Genomic DNA, 16653 nt, shown 5'->3' with positions numbered 1-16653 from the left:
GCCAGGGTTGCCAATGCTGGTCAGTTTATTTACTATGGCGCCCTACCCACACTGAGATACCGATGTCAGCGTCTGAATCAAACCTGTTTCCTTTGGTGGGATTACAAGCAGTTGCCAATGCTCATAACGAGTGGGTCGCTGTCACCTTGCACGTGCCGCAGTCATCGACGGTGCCGCTGATGACGGCGCTGGTCGCGGCGCTGGCCGCTGCCGATGCGTATGCCTTCCTGGCGCCGCTCGACTGCATCGTTCCCCTGGCCGACCCGCATGGCGTGGACGAGGCCGTGCTGGCGCAACTGGCGCCGCAGCGCACCATTTTCCGTTTGCCGGCCACCTTTGCCGGCGACAAGCAGATCCAGAAGAAATGCCAGCAGTGGCGCGACGCGGGCTACCGCATCATCGTGGACGGCCCCGGCGCCGGTCCCGTGACGGCGGCGCTGGTCGAGGCGCGCGCGCTCGCCGTCGACGCGGCCGGAAAACTGCCGGGCTTGCATCAGCTGCTGCCCTTGCCGGGACCGCACCTGGCCTACAACATCGTCGATGCCGAACAGCTTGCTGCCGTGCAAGAACTTGGCGCCAGCTGGTTTGCCGGCGACTACGCCCTGCACCATGCACGCCAGCAAAGCGAGCCGGAAGACGCCACCTCGCGCCGCCGCGTGCTCGCACTGCTGGGCTTGCTGGCCCGCGATGCCGACGCGCACGAGCTGGAAGTGCCGCTCAAGCAAGACCCCTCGCTCAGCTATCATTTATTGAAACTGGTCAATTCGGCCGCCTTCGGCTTCACGGCGCCGATTACCAGCTTCAGCCAGGCCATCACCCTGCTGGGCCGGCGCCAGCTGCAGCGCTGGCTGCAACTGCTGCTGTATGCGCGCCAGCAGGACGATGGCAAGATCCACGCGCTGCTGCCGCTGGCGGCCGTGCGCGCGGCGCAGATGGAAGCGCTGTGCCAGCTGCGCGGCGGCGACCGCGACGCGCAGGACCTGGCCTTCATGGCGGGCGTGTTTTCCCTGCTCGACGTCCTGCTGGGCATGCCCATGGAAGACATCATCGCCACGCTGAACCTGGCGCCCGAAGTCAGCGCTGCCTTGCTTGAACGCAACGGCGAGCTGGGTGCCTTGCTGGCGCTGGTGGAAAGCGGCGCGCCCCCGCCCGACGGCTTGCGCCGCGCCGGCATCGATGGAGAAACCTATTGGCGCAGCCTGCTACAGGCCTACCAGTGGGCCATCCAGGTCAGCCGGAACCTGTAGCATGACCTTGCTGCCGGTGTCGGATTACCTTGGTGACAGCGCCGCCCTGTGCGACGCCGTCGTGCGCTTGCGTGGCCCGGCACTGATGGCCGAACTGGGGCGCATCGCCGGCGCCGTGACGGCCAGCCCGCATGCACAATTCCTGCCGTCGGCCAGCGCCCAGGGCGCCGCGCCGCGCATGCCGTTTGCGCGCGATACGCCCGCCCTGCTGCAGGAAGTCAGCTTCGACGGCCATTGCTTTGGCCATTACGCCGTGGCCGGCCGCAGCGTCTACAACGACGCCGACCGCCGCCACCTGGCCAGCCTGGCGTCGCTGACGGCCGGCGTGCTGCAGGTGCACTCGCTGGCGCAGCGCTCCACGCATGCGTACGCGCAAGTCGAAGCCTTGCTGGCGCAGCAGACGCAAATCCTCGACCAGCTGCACGAATCCGTGCTGACGATGGACTTGACGGGCTACATCACCAGCTGGAACAAGGGCGCCGAGCGCCTGTTCGGCTACAGCTCGGTGGAAGCCGTGGGGCGCAACATCCTGTTCCTGTACGACGACGAGGACACGGGTTTCCATGACGCCTTCCTGGAGCAGGGAGGGCGCCTGATGGAGGTGCGCCGCCGAAAGAAGTCGGGCGAGATCTTCTGGGCCAGCCTGTCCTTGTCGCCGCTGCAGGACATGGACGACAAGCCCATCGGACTCATCGCCTACCTCACCGATATCACGGAACGCAAGCTGGCCGAAGAGCGCCTGCACCACCTCGCGTATTACGACCCGCTGACCAGCCTGCCCAACCGCACCCTGCTGGCCAAGCTGGTCGACCAGGCCTTGAGCGTGGCGCAGCGCAGCAAGATGCTCGGCTGCGTGCTGTTCATCGACCTGAACCGTTTTAAGCTGATCAACGACACCCTGGGCCGGCGCATCGGCGACGAGCTGCTGCGCCAGGTCTCGCTGCGGTTCCGCCAGGCATTGCGCGACCAGGATCTGGTGGCGCGCCTGGGCGGCGACGAGTTCGCCGTCGGCCTGTTCGACATCGGCCAGCATTTCGAGGCCAGCATGGTGTCGCAAAAACTTCTCTCTTCCCTCGTGCAACCTTTCCTGATCGAAGGCCACGACCTGCGTGTGGGCGCCAGCATCGGCATCAGCGTGTATCCGCAGGACGGGCAGGACGCGGAAACCCTGCTGCGCCTGGCCGACATCGCCATGTACCGCGCCAAGCAGGACAGCGGCGGCGAAGCGGAAAGCGTGGCCTTTTACAGTCAGGACATGAACCAGGGCATGCAGGCGCGCATGCGCCTGGAAACGGGCTTGCGGCAGGCCTTGTCTGAACAGCAACTGTTGCTGCACTACCAGCCGAAATATGCCTTGGCGAGCGGGCGCATCATCGGCGCTGAAGCCCTCGTGCGCTGGCACCACCCGCAGCACGGCATGATCCCGCCTGCCGAGTTCATCCCTTTGGCCGAATCGACGGGCCTGGTGGTGCAGGTGGGCGAATGGGTGCTGGAAGCGGCCTGCGCCCAGGCGCAAGCATGGAAACTGGCCGGCTTGCCGCCCATCCGCCTGGCCGTCAACGTCTCCGCGCGCGAATTCACGGCGGCCTTGCCCGCCAGGGTGGCGGCAACCCTGGCCCGCTACGGCCTGGAAGCGGCCTGGCTGGAGCTGGAAATCACGGAAAGCACCCTGATGCACAACATCGAGAGGGTCATCGGCATCATGGACCGCATCACGGCGCTGGGCGTGGCCCTGTCGCTGGACGACTTCGGCACCGGTTACTCCAGCTTGTCCTACCTCAAGCGCTTCCCCATCGACACCCTGAAAATCGACAGGTCTTTTACCACCGGCATCCCGACCGACGCCAGCGACTGCGCCATCGCCAGCACCATCATCAGCATCGCCCAGCAGCTGCACCACAAAGTCATCGCGGAAGGCGTGGAAACGGCCGAGCAGCTGGCTTTCCTGAAGAGTTCTGGCTGCGACGAAGTGCAGGGCTACCTCTTCTCGCGCCCCTTGCCGGCGGGGGAGTTTGAAAGAGCGCTGCGGGAAAACTGGGGCCTGTAGGGCATCTGCCCGGCGTGCTGCGCATGCATCGCCCCGGCCCTTGCCGCTGGCGGAAATAAGAGCACGACAGTACTAGCCATTGGTAAGCCGGTGACCTTTATGTATAATGCTGCCATCTGGAAGCGTGGCCGAGTGGTTGAAGGCACTAGTCTTGAAAACTAGCGACGGGTTAAACTGTTCGTGAGTTCGAATCTCACCGCTTCCGCCAGAATGATAAAAAAGCCCTTGATTTTAAAGGGCTTTTTTTTCGTCTATGCGGCATGTGTGGGTGGGTGATGGTGGAGCACTACAAAAATCACGCACACGTTGCGGAAGTGATTTCCGCAACAACGATAAGAAACGCACCAGTTTTATTGTTGAGGCTTGTTGTTTTGTGATGTTTTTGGGGCTGGTGGTGTGCCTGTCGCTCCGGGATTAGCTTGAGTTTTCGGTGTTGATTTTGGCGGTTTTGCTTGCATTAAGCTTACAGGGAGCCCGTCCATCGCGGTGCCGTGCGTAGTCTTTGTCACTTTGTCGATTTTTGACATCTTTTCATTCTCCTTAATTATTGCTGATTTCTCAAGATTACTGGAAACAAATACAATTGTAAAAACCAGTGCCAAGAGGAAAAGTATTACGCATACAACATTTGAGATTAGAACAATTATGTTGTAATAATTCTTCTTGTCAATGAAATTTTCATTGTCCTTTAGATAGTATTCCTGAGCGTGACGTAGCGATAAATCCAAACCTTTGTAGCTGATCAGGAACGACAGTGTGGTTAATGCTATAGCTGCACTAAAAAGATACCAAGACCAATAGAGGAAGGATGCATTGTTTGCTACCGTTATTGGTACAAAATCTTTCAAAAATGCTATTGAAATACCAAGTCCCCAGCTTGAGTAGGTCAGAATAGATTTATCAAGATTGTCAGAGCTTAAGACCTGCCGTTTTTCAATCTCCGTCTTGAAGTCTTTGAATAATTTATTTAGTTCTTCCTGCCTTTTTTCATCTGTTTCCGGTTGTTCTTCTTCCCGGTCAGCTATTTCGGTTTCAGCCCCCATAGTTTTTCACCGCTTATTTGCTCTTCGGTTTCGGGGCGGGTTGACTTTTTTTAGGGGCAGGGGTCATTGAACTAGATGGAATTCCCGCTTTCGTACTAGTTCTAGTCGGCGTCGTAACTACTGTTATGGTCGGACTGTTGGTAACAACTACTTTTTTGTTTCCGGTCATCTTGGACTCCTTGAGAGTATTTTCACAAAGTAAATTTAATTTTCCTTAAAGCATTCTATTGCAGAAAGATCTATTTGTCTGTAAAACTTGGCAAGGAGGTTATTGTTATTTTGATTGCTATCTAGTTGGTCGTACTGCTTGACCAATGCGCCGATACACTTTCTCTGTAATGACTTTTTCACTATGCCCCAGCAACGAACTGGCGGCGCCCAGGTCTGCAATGTCACTGGCAGAGCGCGCCCGGATATCGCGGAACTGGAAGGCCTTGATGCGGCTGGCCAGTTCCTCGTCGCCAGCTTTTAGCGCCAGTTCCGCTGCAGCTTTCCGGGCGCCATCGAAGCGCAGGCGCAAATGCCACTTCTTGACCTGGCAACCATTCGGCAGCGCGACGATGAAGGTGGTGCGCGGCCGGTGCGGGCGCGCGTGGATGCGCTCGATGACCTTCGCCAGTTCGGACTTGATGCCGTCGTGCTCGAGCACAATGCGCAGCAGCTTGTTGCTCTTGCCCTGGCGCACCTGCAGCGCCCCATCCTTCAAATCGCCGTCGCGCATCTTGAGCACGTCCGCAGGCCGCTGGCCGGTCAGGTAATTCAGGTCCATGGCGTCCTGCAGTTCTTCACAGCCTGCGTTCCGTACTGCATCCCACACGGCCTTGTCGGCATAGAAATCGCGCGGCACTTCTTTGTTCTTGCGCACGCCCCTGCATGGGTTCTCGCGCTTCGTGTAGCCCCATTCCCTTGCCATATTGAACACATGCGACAGCAACGCGATTTCGCGGTTGGCGCGCACCTTGGCGCTGCGCGCGTCGCGGTAGCGGGCAATATCTTGCGGCGTGATGGCGTCGATAGGCGCGCTGTCGAAGACCGGGCGCAGCTGGCTCAATGAGCTGGAGTTCTCGCGTTGCGTGCTTGGTGCCTTGCCCGGGAGGATGTCGCGCACGTACTGCGCAAACACGTATTCCATGAGCGTGGCGTCGGTTGGAACTGGCTTGCACTCGTATTCTGCCCACAGGCGCTTGGCCTCGACCAGATCCGTACCCAGTGGGTATTCCTTCCGGTTCCCGGCGTCGTCCCGGCCATTGTAGTAATAGCCGGTCCATGTTTCGCCCGATTTCAGCTTGCGCACGCGGCGCAGCATGCGCGGTGGAAGTTTGTAGCCAGTGCTCTTAGGTCGCATTGTTTTCTTTCTATTAACGTACTTTGGACAGGTCCGGCGCCCAGTTCGGCGTGCTTACCAGGCTGGCGGGATTGATGCCGCTCAAGCGCAGCCTGGCGTACAGGCGCCCGATGATGGGCGCGCCGGCCCGGTTTTTGATGAAGGTCCAGCCGTTTTGCTGCAGCCATTTGATCTGATCCACTTTCCGGCAGCAGCCTGAAATGGTTTCCAGCTCTTCCGCAGTCAGGGTTTCGGACTGGATCGAATTGTCAAAAAGATTATTCATTGGACTGCGCTTTCGTTGTGGCGCGGTGGCATTCCTTGCTATTGCTTGTGGCCAAGGCGAGCGCTTCGGCCTCTGTATATTGGGGAACTTCCGCGCCAGGCTTGCGGTAGTCGCGCAGCCGGCAGAATTCTTTGTATTCGTCCATATGGTTTGTTTGTGCTTCAGTTGATTGATTAAATTGGCCGAAAAACAGCTTTCTTCGTTGCTTGTCACTCATGCAAACCAACTCGTGGAAATATTGCTCATTCAGGTAGCTCATCATGGGGGGACTTTCGTCTTTTTTTGCGGGCTGCACTTCACCCTGGCAATGCCATGTTCAGTCCGATCTGCGCACGACTTACACTCAGCACGACCATGCCGCCGCGCTCTACGGTGACGCCGCCACGGTACTTCCAGACTCGTGCAATGTCGCCTGACTGACTCCCGGCCATAACCAGCGCGTCAAGGCGCATTTCCTCGCTAGTCAGCTTCGCTTGGAAGGATTTTTTGTAGGATGTTTTGTTCATGGCTTAAAACTCCGTGGTCAAACTGCCGTCTGGCAGCCTGAACATCACATCGAATCTCACTCCGCAGTCACTGCCCATTCGCAAAGCCTCGCGGTACGTGCTGCACCTGCAATGGTCCCAAACGTATTCATCCACTGTTCCAGGGGCCTCTACCACCACCCAGCGTTTCGCTTCGTGTTTCTCAGCCAGCTTCTGTGCGCGCAGCGCGCGTGCCGCCTCACGATCTGCGCTGGTGATTGGTTTGCGCGGTGCGCGGACCTCTGGCGGGAACATGTCGAGCGTTGCGGTATCGTTCATGCGGCCACCAACAGGGCAGCGTGGCTGGAAACAATGGCCGCTAGCGGCACCGCCCGGAACATGCCCGGCCACTGGTGGTCCAGTTCCACCCACGCATGCAGCTCGCCATTGCCCACGTCGCGGCGCAGGTCGTTGACGGTGCCGGCCTGGTAGCCTTCGTCGGTATCGAATGTCACGCGGTCGCCCAGGGCGATTTGCCGCGGCGAATTGGTCAGGGTGTTCAGCATTGCTGTGCTCCTTTCAGTTTGGCGGTAACGCCGCACACGCCGAAGTAGTCGAGGGCGGCCTGGATCGCGTCACCGCTGGAGGCGGCAATCGCGGCATATTCAAAGCGTTCGGTTTGCGTGCGAACGATCACGGCATAGGTGCTCATGTGCCATTTCCTTCTTGGGGTGGGTTGTCGGGAACGATCAATCGGGGATACGGGCAGGCGTTGACGGCCGCCCAGGCTGCAATCAGGGCTGTTTTTGCCTCGTCCGACAGGTTCGGCGCGGGCGCCGCCGGCGGCGTAGTCGGGGTAGGGCGGTCGGGGTGCGTACAGTTATTTACACGAGTCCGAGGAACGGCAACCCCAACAGCCCCCCCGCGCCCGCCTGTGGCCTGTACCGGCGTCCACGTATGGCGCACGGACTTGAAGACCACGCCAATGAGGTCGCTGCAGCGCACGCCGTAGGGCGTGGTGCGCAGCGTTTCGCCGTAGCGGCCGATGACGGTCTTTTCGTCCTTGGCCAGGGTGACGACCAGCTCTTTGCGCGGCACCAGGGCGCCGCCCTGGGCGCGCAGGTATTCGGCCCAGCAGGCGCGCTTTTCGCCGTCGATTTTTTGCACAGCGTCCCAGGCGCGGCGCATGGCGGCCGGGGCTTCGTTGAGCATGCTCTCCTCGATGCGGCGCAGTTCGCGCCACACGGTGACGGGCGCGCCGCCCCATTGCTGGAATTGGCGGATGCCCCAGCATGCAGCCCAGGACTCGACGCGCGCCGATGGCGTCAGTTCGACATCGCCTTCGGTGTCGGCCGTGACGACATAGCCCTCTTTGGTCTTGTGCTCGGCCACGCCGTCGATGTTCTTGGCCACGTACTTGGCGATGTAGCCGGCGGCGCTGCCCTTGGCCCAGTCGATGCGCTTGACGTCCAGGCGGCGCGCGAAGGCGCCCGGTTCGCCACGGTCCACGCGCCAGGCGTAGCGCTTCATGATGCGGATGGCGCGGCCGGCCACGTCCTGCAGGTGGACCGTCTTGTATTTCGCGGTGGGGCGCACGAACAGCAGCAGATGCCAATGCGGGCAGCCGTCGTGGTGCGGCTCGGCGATGCGAAAGCCGTACAGGCCGATGCCCCGGCGCGCCAGCGCGGAGCGGCACAGCGATGTCATCTTGCCCAGGTAGGCGTTTGCCTCGCGCGGCGTGGAGCCGTCGAACTTGTCGTTTGGCTTGCCGCTGTGCTGCATGGCGTGAAAGCGCGATGGGCACGTCCAGGTGATGAAAATGCCCTGGTCGCTGCACTCGCGGGCGATCTGCTCAAAGCCGTTGATTCGCAACATCAGCTCGCCGCGCCGGATGGCCTTATTGGCCGTCGTTTTCTCGGCCAGCTCGGCGATGCTGAATTGCTGGCCGTTTTCGTTTTGCACCAGGGTGGCGGCCAGCGCTGCCGCGTTGCGGCGGTTTTGCGCCAGGCGCGACAGCACGGCGTCGTTGCTGGCGTAGGGCTCGCCTCGATAGTTCACGTAGCCCAGGCGGATATTGCCTGCCTCGAAGGCGCGCTTGACGCGCTTGCGCAGTTGGCGGCGCCACCAGCGGGCGTCCACCAGGCGGGCGATGGTGTCGGCCAGCACATCGAACTCAGGCAGCTCAATGCCATATGAGGCGCACTCGTCTTCCATGATCTGCAAGGCGTGCGTGTCGGACACGGCCATCCACAGCATTTTGGTGACGCCATCGGCCGCACGTTCGGCGGTGGCCACGATGTCCGCATCGCTTTGCGACAGGTCAACGCCAGCCGGCACGTACTGTTCGGCGAACTCGCGCACAAAGCTGGTGGCGATGGATTCATAGACTCTGTACCAGGACGACCAGGCCATTTTCGCCATGGCGGCCGTGATGACGCGGTTGCGCCACTTGAACGGGATGCGGGCCAGCTCGGGCGCGAAGTATGGGGATCGCAAAAACGCCTCGTGACGCTGGGCGGGCTTGAGAATTTCTTTAGATGGCATTCAACAGTCTTTCGTACACACGGATAGCGGCAGAGGTGGCGGCGCGCAGCTCGATGCGCTCTTCCTCGGTAAATGAGTGGATGGGCGATTCCCAGCGGTCGGCGTCCATGCCGGCGGCGATCAACACGGAACGGCGCGCGCCACGCGGCGACAATCCCCAGGCCTGGGCCATGAAGGGCGCCAGATTGCGCGGCTTGATGCTGCGTAGCTGGGCCTTCGCTTCGGCGATGGCGGCCAGCGCATGCCCGGCGCCTGGTGGCGTCGGCATGTCCTTGTCGCGTGCTGCCAAAATCTCGGCGGCAGGCTGGAAGGACAGGTGATTGTCGATAAGGGACGCCGGCATGGTTCAGTCCTTGATGGCGCCGATGGCCCGCAGCACGTCAGGGGTAATGACGATCAGGAGCGACAGCAGCCAGATGCCGCAGGTTTTGGCCAGGCGCAGCATCAGCGTTCCCCTGCCTTGAGAAAATGCTCTGCCCAGTACGGGAGTGTGTGCGATGCGCCGCAGCAGTGCCGGGAACCCGCTTCAGTGGCGAAAATGTAGTTCACCTCGATGGGCAGCTTGCCGACCAGGGCGCGCTGCTTGGCTGGCGCGAAAAAGCCGTCACGCTCCAGTGCCTGCGCATCGCTGACGATGAAGGTCAGATTGGCAGCGCCGTAGGCGTGATAGGTCTTGGCAATCTCATGGATGCGGGCGGTCAGCGCCGCGATGCCGATGCCCGCGCTGGCTTGCAAGAGGAAACACGTTGGTGCCACGGGGACAATACAATTTTGCAAGGTCGGGCGGATCGTGCTTGATGCCATGGATTTGTCGGCGTGACGGGTGGCGTGCAGCGTGGTTTCCATCGGTTTTCCTTATTTCAGGTTGAACGAATCCCGTACGCTCAAAAGGGAGCGCTGCAGGGCACAGCAAAAGAGGGGAGTTACTGCGGTCGGGCTACGGCGGCGCGAGGATCGGGATAGTCATCAGCAGCCCGCAGTCAGGTCCAGGGCCAGCTGGCTGGTGGCTGCCGTGCGCGCATGCTGGGACATCGGGATGCGGATATCCGGCTTGGGCATGGCGGACAGCGAGAGGGTGCGCAGCACTTCCAGGCCTGCCACGAAGGAGTGCCCGCAGTCGGGGTTCTGGCACATGTAGGTGATTTCCTTGAACATGGCGGACATCATGCGGCTTTTGACGGCGCGGACGGTGTATTCGCAATGCGGGCAGGGCAGGCCGATGACTCTCATTTGTTCTTTCTTTTCACTTGATACAGGGCACGGCCTCGGCCGCTCATCTTGCGAATCCCGATTCGTACGTTATCCTTAATCAACCACTCGATAGCCTGGTCGATGGTGTCCAAGCCCTGCTGTATTCGGACACGTTCAAACGTGTCTTGGTCTTCATCGCATGTTTCTACAGGTACGGAACGGTCGGGCATATTTTCGGCTGCTCAAAAGTTGCTGATTGGTGACTTCATTTAGGCAGCAATGCTGGGTAATGTGGCACTGTTGTCGTCGCCAAGCACTATTGCCGCCTGGCGAAGCGCGAGCTGCCGCAGAAACGGAGCCAGTTCCTCGCCCTGATAATTGGCGATGGCGGCCAGGACGTCATACTCATATTCGTCAAGGCGTACCATGACACGGTTGTTACGGACGCGTTTTGGATCGGGATACATGGGCCTGCTCCTGTGCAGTTAAGCGTGATGGATAAGGGAGAATTGTTCGAGTTCGGCCTCGTAAGATTGAAGGCCACGTAGCAGCATCAGGCGCATAAACGATGCTCGCGAACGGGAGTCTTGCTGTGCAAATTTTTCGACGCGTTCGATCTCAGGGGGGAGCAAGCGAATCGGGATTGGCTGCGAAAGTGTGTTCTTCGGCTGGCGCGTGACTGGAGCGGTAGATGTCATAGGATATGATTTGTATACGTCACATGGTAATGACGTCACTTTAGTACAAAAAATTGTACTTTGCAACTAAAAGATCGACATATGGATACATTTGGGCAGCGCTTAAAAAGCGAACGGAAACGACTTGGCATGACTCAACCGGAATTCGCACTGGTTGGGAAGGTCGAGAAGGGTACGCAAATAAATTACGAGCAAGACAAGAGATTTCCAAGTGCGGATTATCTAATTGCTATCGCATCAGTGGGTGTCGATACGCAATATGTGCTGCATGGCACGGCGGCAAGTAGCGCATTGACGGATGACGAGAATGAGTTGCTAGTCGGCTATCGTAAGTTGGATTTGCGTGGGAAAGCGCGCGTACTCGGCGTTGTTGAGGGGATTACAGAACCGACGACCGTGTCGCCAGCAAAGTCAGTAGAACGCAATACCCAGATGGTATTTCATGGCAAAGTAGGCCAGCAGATTCATGGAGACATTACTGCTCCCCAAACGATCAACGTCGGCGGCAAAAAAAAATAGCCAAAGGAACTCGTGGCGGAAACGAAAGTTCTCGCTACTAAAGCGGGTGAGTCGATGGAAAATCGCCACACTTTCCACACTGGCTTTTGCCTGCTGCTGGCCCCTGTATAAGTGTGAAGTGATGGCCACGGCGGCGAACAGATTCATTAGAAATTCATGTTATTACGATGGGAAGGCTTTCACTATCGGCATTGTCATTGAGACGGCGCCGGGTATCAAATGCGAGTGCTCTTCCACTGCCTCTGATGCGTCGCCAACTTGGGTGAGTGGTAACTGGAGTTAGCAATATTAGCCAGGCTCATGGCATTGCGGCCGATGACAGTGGCTGCCATCGGCAACAAGCCGACAGTAGCAGTCGCAATTTTATATTGTTAAATTAGAAGGATTGATGGAATTTATGGACTGTGCTTCTAGCATTTTGGTTCGAGCTCTCAAAGAAAGTGATTTTCAGGAATGGCGAGAATTGTGGCTTGGTTACAATCAGTTCTACGGACGCCATGGCGAAACAGCGCTACCCGAAAATACCACCCTAATCACCTGGTCACGGTTTTTCGACGCCTACGAGCCGATGCACGCGTTGGTCGCCGTGAAAGATGACAAAGTCGTAGGGCTAGCTCATTTTCTCTATCATCGAAGCACAATCCAGGTCGGGCCCAACTGCTATCTACAAGATGTATTCACCGACGCATCAGCCAGGGGACAGGGTGTCGCCCGGGGTCTTATAGAGCGGGTTTACATGGAAGCGACAACAGCAGGATGTCCTCGAGTGTACTGGCAAACACACGAGACTAATACTACGGCCATGCGACTGTATGACACGATTGCCCAGAAGTCAGGTTTTCTCGTCTATCGAAAATTATTGTAATTTGAGTCGACCGAAATCGGCCAACAGCAGACATTGAAAACGTTAACGCCTTGTGCGGTACAAGGCAACTATAGGAGAGTCATGGCAGGAAAATTTTTGAGTAGAGGCGCGCTAGTCCACCTTATCAAGAGTCAGGAACGAACTAATGCTATTCAGAAGCGTGATAGATTAACCCAGCACCCGGTGCGAACAAGTGTGTGCGGTTGCTCGGATACTGACTGCGGCGGCTGGCATACCATACTGACTGAGAAAAACGTGCCAACCGAAGACGAGTGCAGGTCGATTTTGCAACACGAAAAGGCCAAAAGAAAGGCATAGTTGCGTATGGCCGATTCCGGCCAGAAGCAGACATTTAGCCTACAACACCGTGTCGAGTATTTTGAGTTACGCATAGAATAAATCTTTCAAAAGGACTATCAGCTGATGCATTGCCCATCAATTAAGTTCCACAACCGCTTGTCCTTACACGCAAAAAAAACGCTTAGCGTAGCGGCCGGAGTAGTCCTAGCCAGCCTATCGATTCTTTGCTCAGCAGCGACCGCAGACAGTCCTGCGAAGGGCGGCACACTCGATTACAGTAGCTGCGCTAAGCCGGTGTGGCCGAAGGAGGCACTTGATGCTAAAAAAACCGGAACGGTTAGGCTTGCCTTGCTAATTGGGCGCGATGGAGCCGTAATGCAATCTAAAGTTGTCAAATCTAGCGGTCACGTGGAACTGGATGAGGCGGCGCGTGTGGGCATCTCCAAATGCTCCTTCACCCCTGGCACGATGGACGGTGGTCCCGCCGAGGGATGGTTGCTGTTGCAATACGTTTGGACTCTAGACTGATACGCCATTTTTAAAAGCCAGAGTGTTGTTAGCCACGAATGTGGACAATTGCCCATAGTTCCGGTAGATATGCCTGAGTAGTGATAGGAAGCAACCGGCCAACAGCGGACATTTAGGGATAGCATGAATTCTAAAGTACGCCCTCGATATGCGAGCGTCCCGGCGCTTGCTTTCGCAGCAGGATGTGTCCCCGTCTCCAAAATCGCGCTGATGTACTGGCAGTACCGGCTGCCGTGGCCCTTCCCTGAATTTATTGAGCCAATTTCCCTCTTTCTGGCACTGGGTGCTGCAGTTCTCACCGTAAGCTATTTTTCCTATTCTTTGGTGAAGAAACTGCTTTGGGTTGTGGCCGTTAGCGTTTGGTCTTGCTTAGCGTACCTTATTGTTTCATTTGTACCTGGCTGTATGTGGGCACCTGCGTGCCTCTAAGGTCCGCATCGGCCAGATCGAAATTGTCCGCTTCGGGGCGGAACCTACCGACGATTGCAACCGGCCAGAAGCGGACAGTCGGCAATTGACCAATTAAGCTTTACTCAGAAAGTCAGCATGTCTCACCGTGATCCTTTTGATGTTATTTCATCCACCGTTGATCTGGATGATCCGGTAGAGCACGGTGATGCTCAACGCTTTATGGTTAACGCCCTGGCTCGGGTGATCGAATGTCTACCCGTTACCGCGCAGTCTTCTGTTTTGGCTGCTAAACGATATCTTGAGGGCGCGGCAACGGATAGCGAGGCCTTAGCTGTCCGGGTGAGGCTTTGGGAGGCCATCCGAGGACGCGATATGTCGGATGACCCTGAGGTGTTGCGTATCAGAACCACGATTTGTGCGCTGCACGGCATGGACGCTGAAGCACCTTACGACAAGTTGGAATACTTTCTGTTTTTTTGGGAGCGCAGCGGCTTAAGCATGGTCGAGCTAGCTGGAGCTATGTTCGACACATACGGCGTTGTTTATTACGACGCTTAATCGGCTGCGGTGGCATATGTCGAATGCGTCAGATCTATGTCTGCTTCGGGGCGGCAACGGCCGAGCCGGCAGATGCCAGTTTACGGTCGAGTACAACCGACAGGAGCCGGCCAGGAGCAGCCATTCGCGTTTTCGTGACAATGCGTGACTTTTCTCGCTTGCTAATTCGCTATGCTCATGGGCCGCTGGCGGCCAAGAGCGGACCTAGCAATTGATAAAGGAGCCTACGTGTCAGTAGCAGACAAGTTTCGTATAGCGTTAGGTAAGGGGATGGCTGAACTCAGCGCTGATGAATGGGCCTGGTTTACCTTCATCGCTGGCGTGCTTACCCTTCTACTCTTTTTAGTGGCAGGGGCACTTTCGGCTACTCCGATTGGTCTAGTCGGTGTCTGTTTGATTGGCGTTGCACTCGGTGTTTTGAGGCGCCCGTCGTTTGCCGCCTATTCGGGCGGTATTGTTTCTGCACTTGCTGTTTGCAGCGTAGTTGGACTGCTTTTCGGCAATTCACTCTCGGCTGCGGTTATCATGGTCCCGTTCATCCTACTGCTGGTTTTGCTTTATGCCGGCGCCGCCTTCTTCATTGGCAGAATTGGCGTGACGCTTTGGCATCGCTTTGCCAACCATTCAACCCGGACGCGCTAAAGCACGCCGATTAATTCCACGTTAGAGTCGACCGCCCAGCGGTCCTCGGGGGGCTGCTATGGGGCGAAAGCAGCCGCTGAGCGGATGTGTCGGGCGCACGGTTATGCTGCTTTTGCTTCTGCTGCTGTTTGCGGAGGTTCCCAGGGTTCCTCGCTGTTTTCGCGGATGATGTCCCGAATTTCTTCGATACGCTTCCAAGCATGTAGCACCGCCCGCTTCGCGGCCTGCTTGCTCTTGTAGAGATGCTCCAGCGACTTGAGCTTGCCCGTGGCTCCCGCCTGCTCCTGCCCCACCTTTTTTGTTCTTCGCCGCCACATCCCTCCATCTGGCTACTACGCCCGTGATCCCTTCGTCCGGGTCTTTCTCCTCCTCGCGTTCTGCCTCGACTGCTTCCGTTTTCGTTTCAAACTCCACCCGTGTGGTAAAACCGTTGCCGCCCAGGCTGTGCGTGACCTTGACCGATAGCCATTCGGTAGAGTCAATCTCGGGCTTGAAGCCCTTCACGGTCACGGGCGATTGCGGGAACACGGCCGGGTTCCCCAGGGCCAGGCTCATTTCAAAGGTGGCCAGGCCGCGCAGGATGCGCTGCCATTCGGCCACGGCCGCCGCGCGCGCGTCCGTCTCGTTGGCGAAGGTGGTGCGCAGGCGCTTGCTGTTGCCGGGAACGCCGGCCACCACGCTGCGGCGGCGCGCATAGCGCTCGTCATGCCAGAAGGCGCGCACGCCTGTGTAGGCGTCGCTCTCGGCGCTGTGGTAGCGGTGGCCGTCGCCCAGGGCGCGCGTGATGGGGATGACGGGCAGCGCCTTGCCGCTGGCGGTGCGGCTCTGGTTGATGGGAATGAAGAGCAGGGTGTCATTCTTGACGGTGGCCACCGCATCGTATTTCCTGCCCAGCCGGCGCAGGAAGGCCGCATCGCTTTCGTGGGTCTGGTCGATGTGCTCGACGGCGGTATCGCGCAGGCGCGCCGACACGCCCGACGCCAGCTCGTTGCGAAAGGCGATCACCTCGATGATGGCGCCCAGGGTGGTCTTGTGAAAGCTGTGTTCCTGCTGCTGTTTGAACGTGTCGATCAGGTTGGCCGACCTGGCGCGCAAGGTGATGGTGTCGGGCGCGCCGCTGTGCTCCACCTCGTCCACGGTGAACTTGCCCATGTCCACCAGGCCGGACGATTGCCAGCCCAGCGCCAGGGCGATCTGCGCGCCGCGCGGCGGCAGGGCCAGCTTGCCGTCGCTGTCGTCGAGCGCGATATCGAGCTGGTCGCTCTCGTCGCCACGGCACAGGGTCAAGGTCAGATTAATCAGCCGTGGCGAGACGATGGCCGTCAAATCCTTGTCCTCGATGCTGACCTTGAAGGCGGGGATATGCTCGCTCATTTGAACTTGTCCGCCGCGCTGCCGATGGCGCCGCTGATGCTGCCGCCGATCTTGTCTTTCATCTCGCTGACCACGCCGCCGTATTTCGAGGTGATGCCGCCGACCACATTGCCGACCACGCTGCCCACGGCATTCTTGGCCGCGCCCGCAATGCTGCTGGTCATGCCGTCGATGCTGAGCATGTTTTTCAGGTCGCCGATGTCGCCCAGGCCGACCATGGCCAGCACGCCGTCGTCGTCGCGCTTGAGCGCAATCGAGAACTCGACACGGCGCGCGCCGCCGCTGCCGTCCAGGATGGTGCGGCCTTCCGTCATGCTCGTAATGCGGTAGGAGCCGAGTATGCGCCCCGTGCCCTGGATCAGAATCCACGATTTGCCCGTGTCGGCCATCATGCGCAGCGCATCGAGCGAGTACAGGGAGCCGGTTAGTTCCGGCGCCACCCAGCCCGACAGGGTAATCGTGTCGTCGCCTGGCCCCACGTACTGGTGCGCGTCGCGCAGGCCCACGCGGGCCGTGCTGGCATGCTTCCATTCCGTTTGCCGCTGCAGCTCGTGATACGCCAGCGTCGGCAGGCTGAACACGAACATTCCTAAAATCATCATCATGGTGTGC

At 58.6% G+C, this 16653-nt stretch carries 22 protein-coding genes and 1 tRNA gene; 8 read left to right on the top strand and 15 right to left on the bottom strand.

All coding sequences use genetic code 11. The features are described from left to right. The first annotated feature begins 62 nt into the window (after positions 1-62). From AC07VI_RS15145 to AC07VI_RS15135, 3 genes are all read left to right on the top strand, one after another. Positions 63-1247, top strand: a complete 1185-nt coding sequence (locus AC07VI_RS15145; protein WP_086145844.1) for an EAL and HDOD domain-containing protein — start codon at positions 63-65, stop codon at positions 1245-1247. A 1-nt stretch (position 1248) separates the two neighbouring features. Next, positions 1249-3294 carry a putative bifunctional diguanylate cyclase/phosphodiesterase gene (locus tag AC07VI_RS15140; RefSeq protein ID WP_086145843.1) on the top strand — a complete coding sequence of 682 codons (2046 nt, stop codon included), beginning with the start codon at positions 1249-1251 and terminating at the stop codon, positions 3292-3294. Between the two features lie 118 nt (positions 3295-3412). Next, a tRNA-Ser gene (locus tag AC07VI_RS15135) sits at positions 3413-3502 on the top strand. 142 nt (positions 3503-3644) lie between these two features. Here AC07VI_RS15135 and AC07VI_RS15130 read toward each other — a convergent pair. From AC07VI_RS15130 to AC07VI_RS15070, 13 genes are all read right to left on the bottom strand, one after another. Next, positions 3645-4337, bottom strand: a complete 693-nt coding sequence (locus AC07VI_RS15130; RefSeq protein ID WP_492993085.1) for a hypothetical protein — start codon at positions 4335-4337, stop codon at positions 3645-3647. Between the two features lie 286 nt (positions 4338-4623). After that, entirely contained in the window at positions 4624-5643 is a 1020-nt protein-coding gene (locus AC07VI_RS15125) for a tyrosine-type recombinase/integrase (RefSeq protein ID WP_328571150.1), read from the bottom strand. A 52-nt stretch (positions 5644-5695) separates the two neighbouring features. Next, a complete protein-coding gene (locus tag AC07VI_RS15120; RefSeq protein ID WP_492993087.1) occupies positions 5696-5947 on the bottom strand; it encodes a DUF4224 domain-containing protein in 252 nt (83 codons plus the stop codon). After that, on the bottom strand, positions 5940-6209 hold the full coding sequence (locus AC07VI_RS15115; RefSeq protein WP_492993089.1) for a hypothetical protein: 270 nt from the start codon (positions 6207-6209) through the stop codon (positions 5940-5942). Before AC07VI_RS15115 ends, AC07VI_RS15120 begins: the two co-directional genes overlap by 8 nt. Before the next feature lie 34 nt (positions 6210-6243). Continuing rightward, positions 6244-6453: a hypothetical protein gene (locus AC07VI_RS15110; RefSeq protein WP_492993091.1), complete on the bottom strand. Its 210-nt coding sequence runs from the start codon at positions 6451-6453 to the stop codon at positions 6244-6246. A 3-nt stretch (positions 6454-6456) separates the two neighbouring features. After that, positions 6457-6750, bottom strand: coding sequence for a hypothetical protein (locus AC07VI_RS15105; RefSeq protein ID WP_492993093.1), 294 nt, complete (start codon positions 6748-6750; stop codon positions 6457-6459). After that, positions 6747-6977, bottom strand: a complete 231-nt coding sequence (locus AC07VI_RS15100; RefSeq protein ID WP_492993095.1) for a hypothetical protein — start codon at positions 6975-6977, stop codon at positions 6747-6749. Before AC07VI_RS15100 ends, AC07VI_RS15105 begins: the two co-directional genes overlap by 4 nt. Beyond that, positions 6971-7123, bottom strand: a complete 153-nt coding sequence (locus AC07VI_RS15095; RefSeq protein ID WP_492993097.1) for a hypothetical protein — start codon at positions 7121-7123, stop codon at positions 6971-6973. Before AC07VI_RS15095 ends, AC07VI_RS15100 begins: the two co-directional genes overlap by 7 nt. Next, on the bottom strand, positions 7120-8955 hold the full coding sequence (locus AC07VI_RS15090; RefSeq protein ID WP_492993099.1) for a replication endonuclease: 1836 nt from the start codon (positions 8953-8955) through the stop codon (positions 7120-7122). The genes AC07VI_RS15095 and AC07VI_RS15090 overlap by 4 nt, the downstream gene beginning before the upstream one ends. After that, a complete protein-coding gene (locus tag AC07VI_RS15085) occupies positions 8945-9298 on the bottom strand; it encodes a hypothetical protein (protein ID WP_034745810.1) in 354 nt (117 codons plus the stop codon). Before AC07VI_RS15085 ends, AC07VI_RS15090 begins: the two co-directional genes overlap by 11 nt. Positions 9299-9399: 101 nt before the next feature. Next, on the bottom strand, positions 9400-9801 hold the full coding sequence (locus AC07VI_RS15080; RefSeq protein ID WP_492993101.1) for a hypothetical protein: 402 nt from the start codon (positions 9799-9801) through the stop codon (positions 9400-9402). A 120-nt stretch (positions 9802-9921) separates the two neighbouring features. After that, positions 9922-10185 carry an Ogr/Delta-like zinc finger protein gene (locus tag AC07VI_RS15075; protein ID WP_102292449.1) on the bottom strand — a complete coding sequence of 88 codons (264 nt, stop codon included), beginning with the start codon at positions 10183-10185 and terminating at the stop codon, positions 9922-9924. A gap of 230 nt (positions 10186-10415) precedes the next feature. After that, positions 10416-10613, bottom strand: coding sequence for a hypothetical protein (locus AC07VI_RS15070; RefSeq protein ID WP_099420234.1), 198 nt, complete (start codon positions 10611-10613; stop codon positions 10416-10418). 312 nt (positions 10614-10925) lie between these two features. On the opposite strand from AC07VI_RS15070, the gene AC07VI_RS15065 reads away from it, so the two are divergent. From AC07VI_RS15065 to AC07VI_RS15045, 5 genes are all read left to right on the top strand, one after another. Then, positions 10926-11363, top strand: a complete 438-nt coding sequence (locus AC07VI_RS15065; protein WP_034745827.1) for a helix-turn-helix domain-containing protein — start codon at positions 10926-10928, stop codon at positions 11361-11363. A gap of 388 nt (positions 11364-11751) precedes the next feature. Further along, positions 11752-12228 (top strand): GNAT family N-acetyltransferase, encoded by a 477-nt coding sequence (locus AC07VI_RS15060; RefSeq protein ID WP_099420233.1) that lies wholly within the window; start codon positions 11752-11754, stop codon positions 12226-12228. A gap of 423 nt (positions 12229-12651) precedes the next feature. After that, the gene (locus AC07VI_RS15055; RefSeq protein WP_492993105.1) at positions 12652-13056 is read left to right on the top strand and encodes an energy transducer TonB; all 405 of its coding nucleotides are present in this window, start codon (positions 12652-12654) and stop codon (positions 13054-13056) included. Positions 13057-13602: 546 nt separating this feature from the next. Beyond that, positions 13603-14025, top strand: coding sequence for a hypothetical protein (locus AC07VI_RS15050; RefSeq protein WP_492993106.1), 423 nt, complete (start codon positions 13603-13605; stop codon positions 14023-14025). Between the two features lie 228 nt (positions 14026-14253). After that, entirely contained in the window at positions 14254-14667 is a 414-nt protein-coding gene (locus AC07VI_RS15045; protein ID WP_492993108.1) for a hypothetical protein, read from the top strand. A gap of 21 nt (positions 14668-14688) precedes the next feature. Here AC07VI_RS15045 and AC07VI_RS15040 read toward each other — a convergent pair whose 3' ends face one another. Then, a complete protein-coding gene (locus tag AC07VI_RS15040; RefSeq protein ID WP_492993110.1) occupies positions 14689-16041 on the bottom strand; it encodes a phage late control D family protein in 1353 nt (450 codons plus the stop codon). Further along, entirely contained in the window at positions 16038-16646 is a 609-nt protein-coding gene (locus tag AC07VI_RS15035; RefSeq protein ID WP_046682352.1) for a phage tail protein, read from the bottom strand. The genes AC07VI_RS15040 and AC07VI_RS15035 overlap by 4 nt, the downstream gene beginning before the upstream one ends. Positions 16647-16653 lie beyond the last annotated feature (7 nt).

This window comes from Janthinobacterium sp. GW821-FHT03A03, from assembly GCF_059421435.1.
The sequence above is the reverse complement of the archived record's forward strand: the minus strand, read 5'-3'. Positions and strand labels throughout refer to the sequence as shown.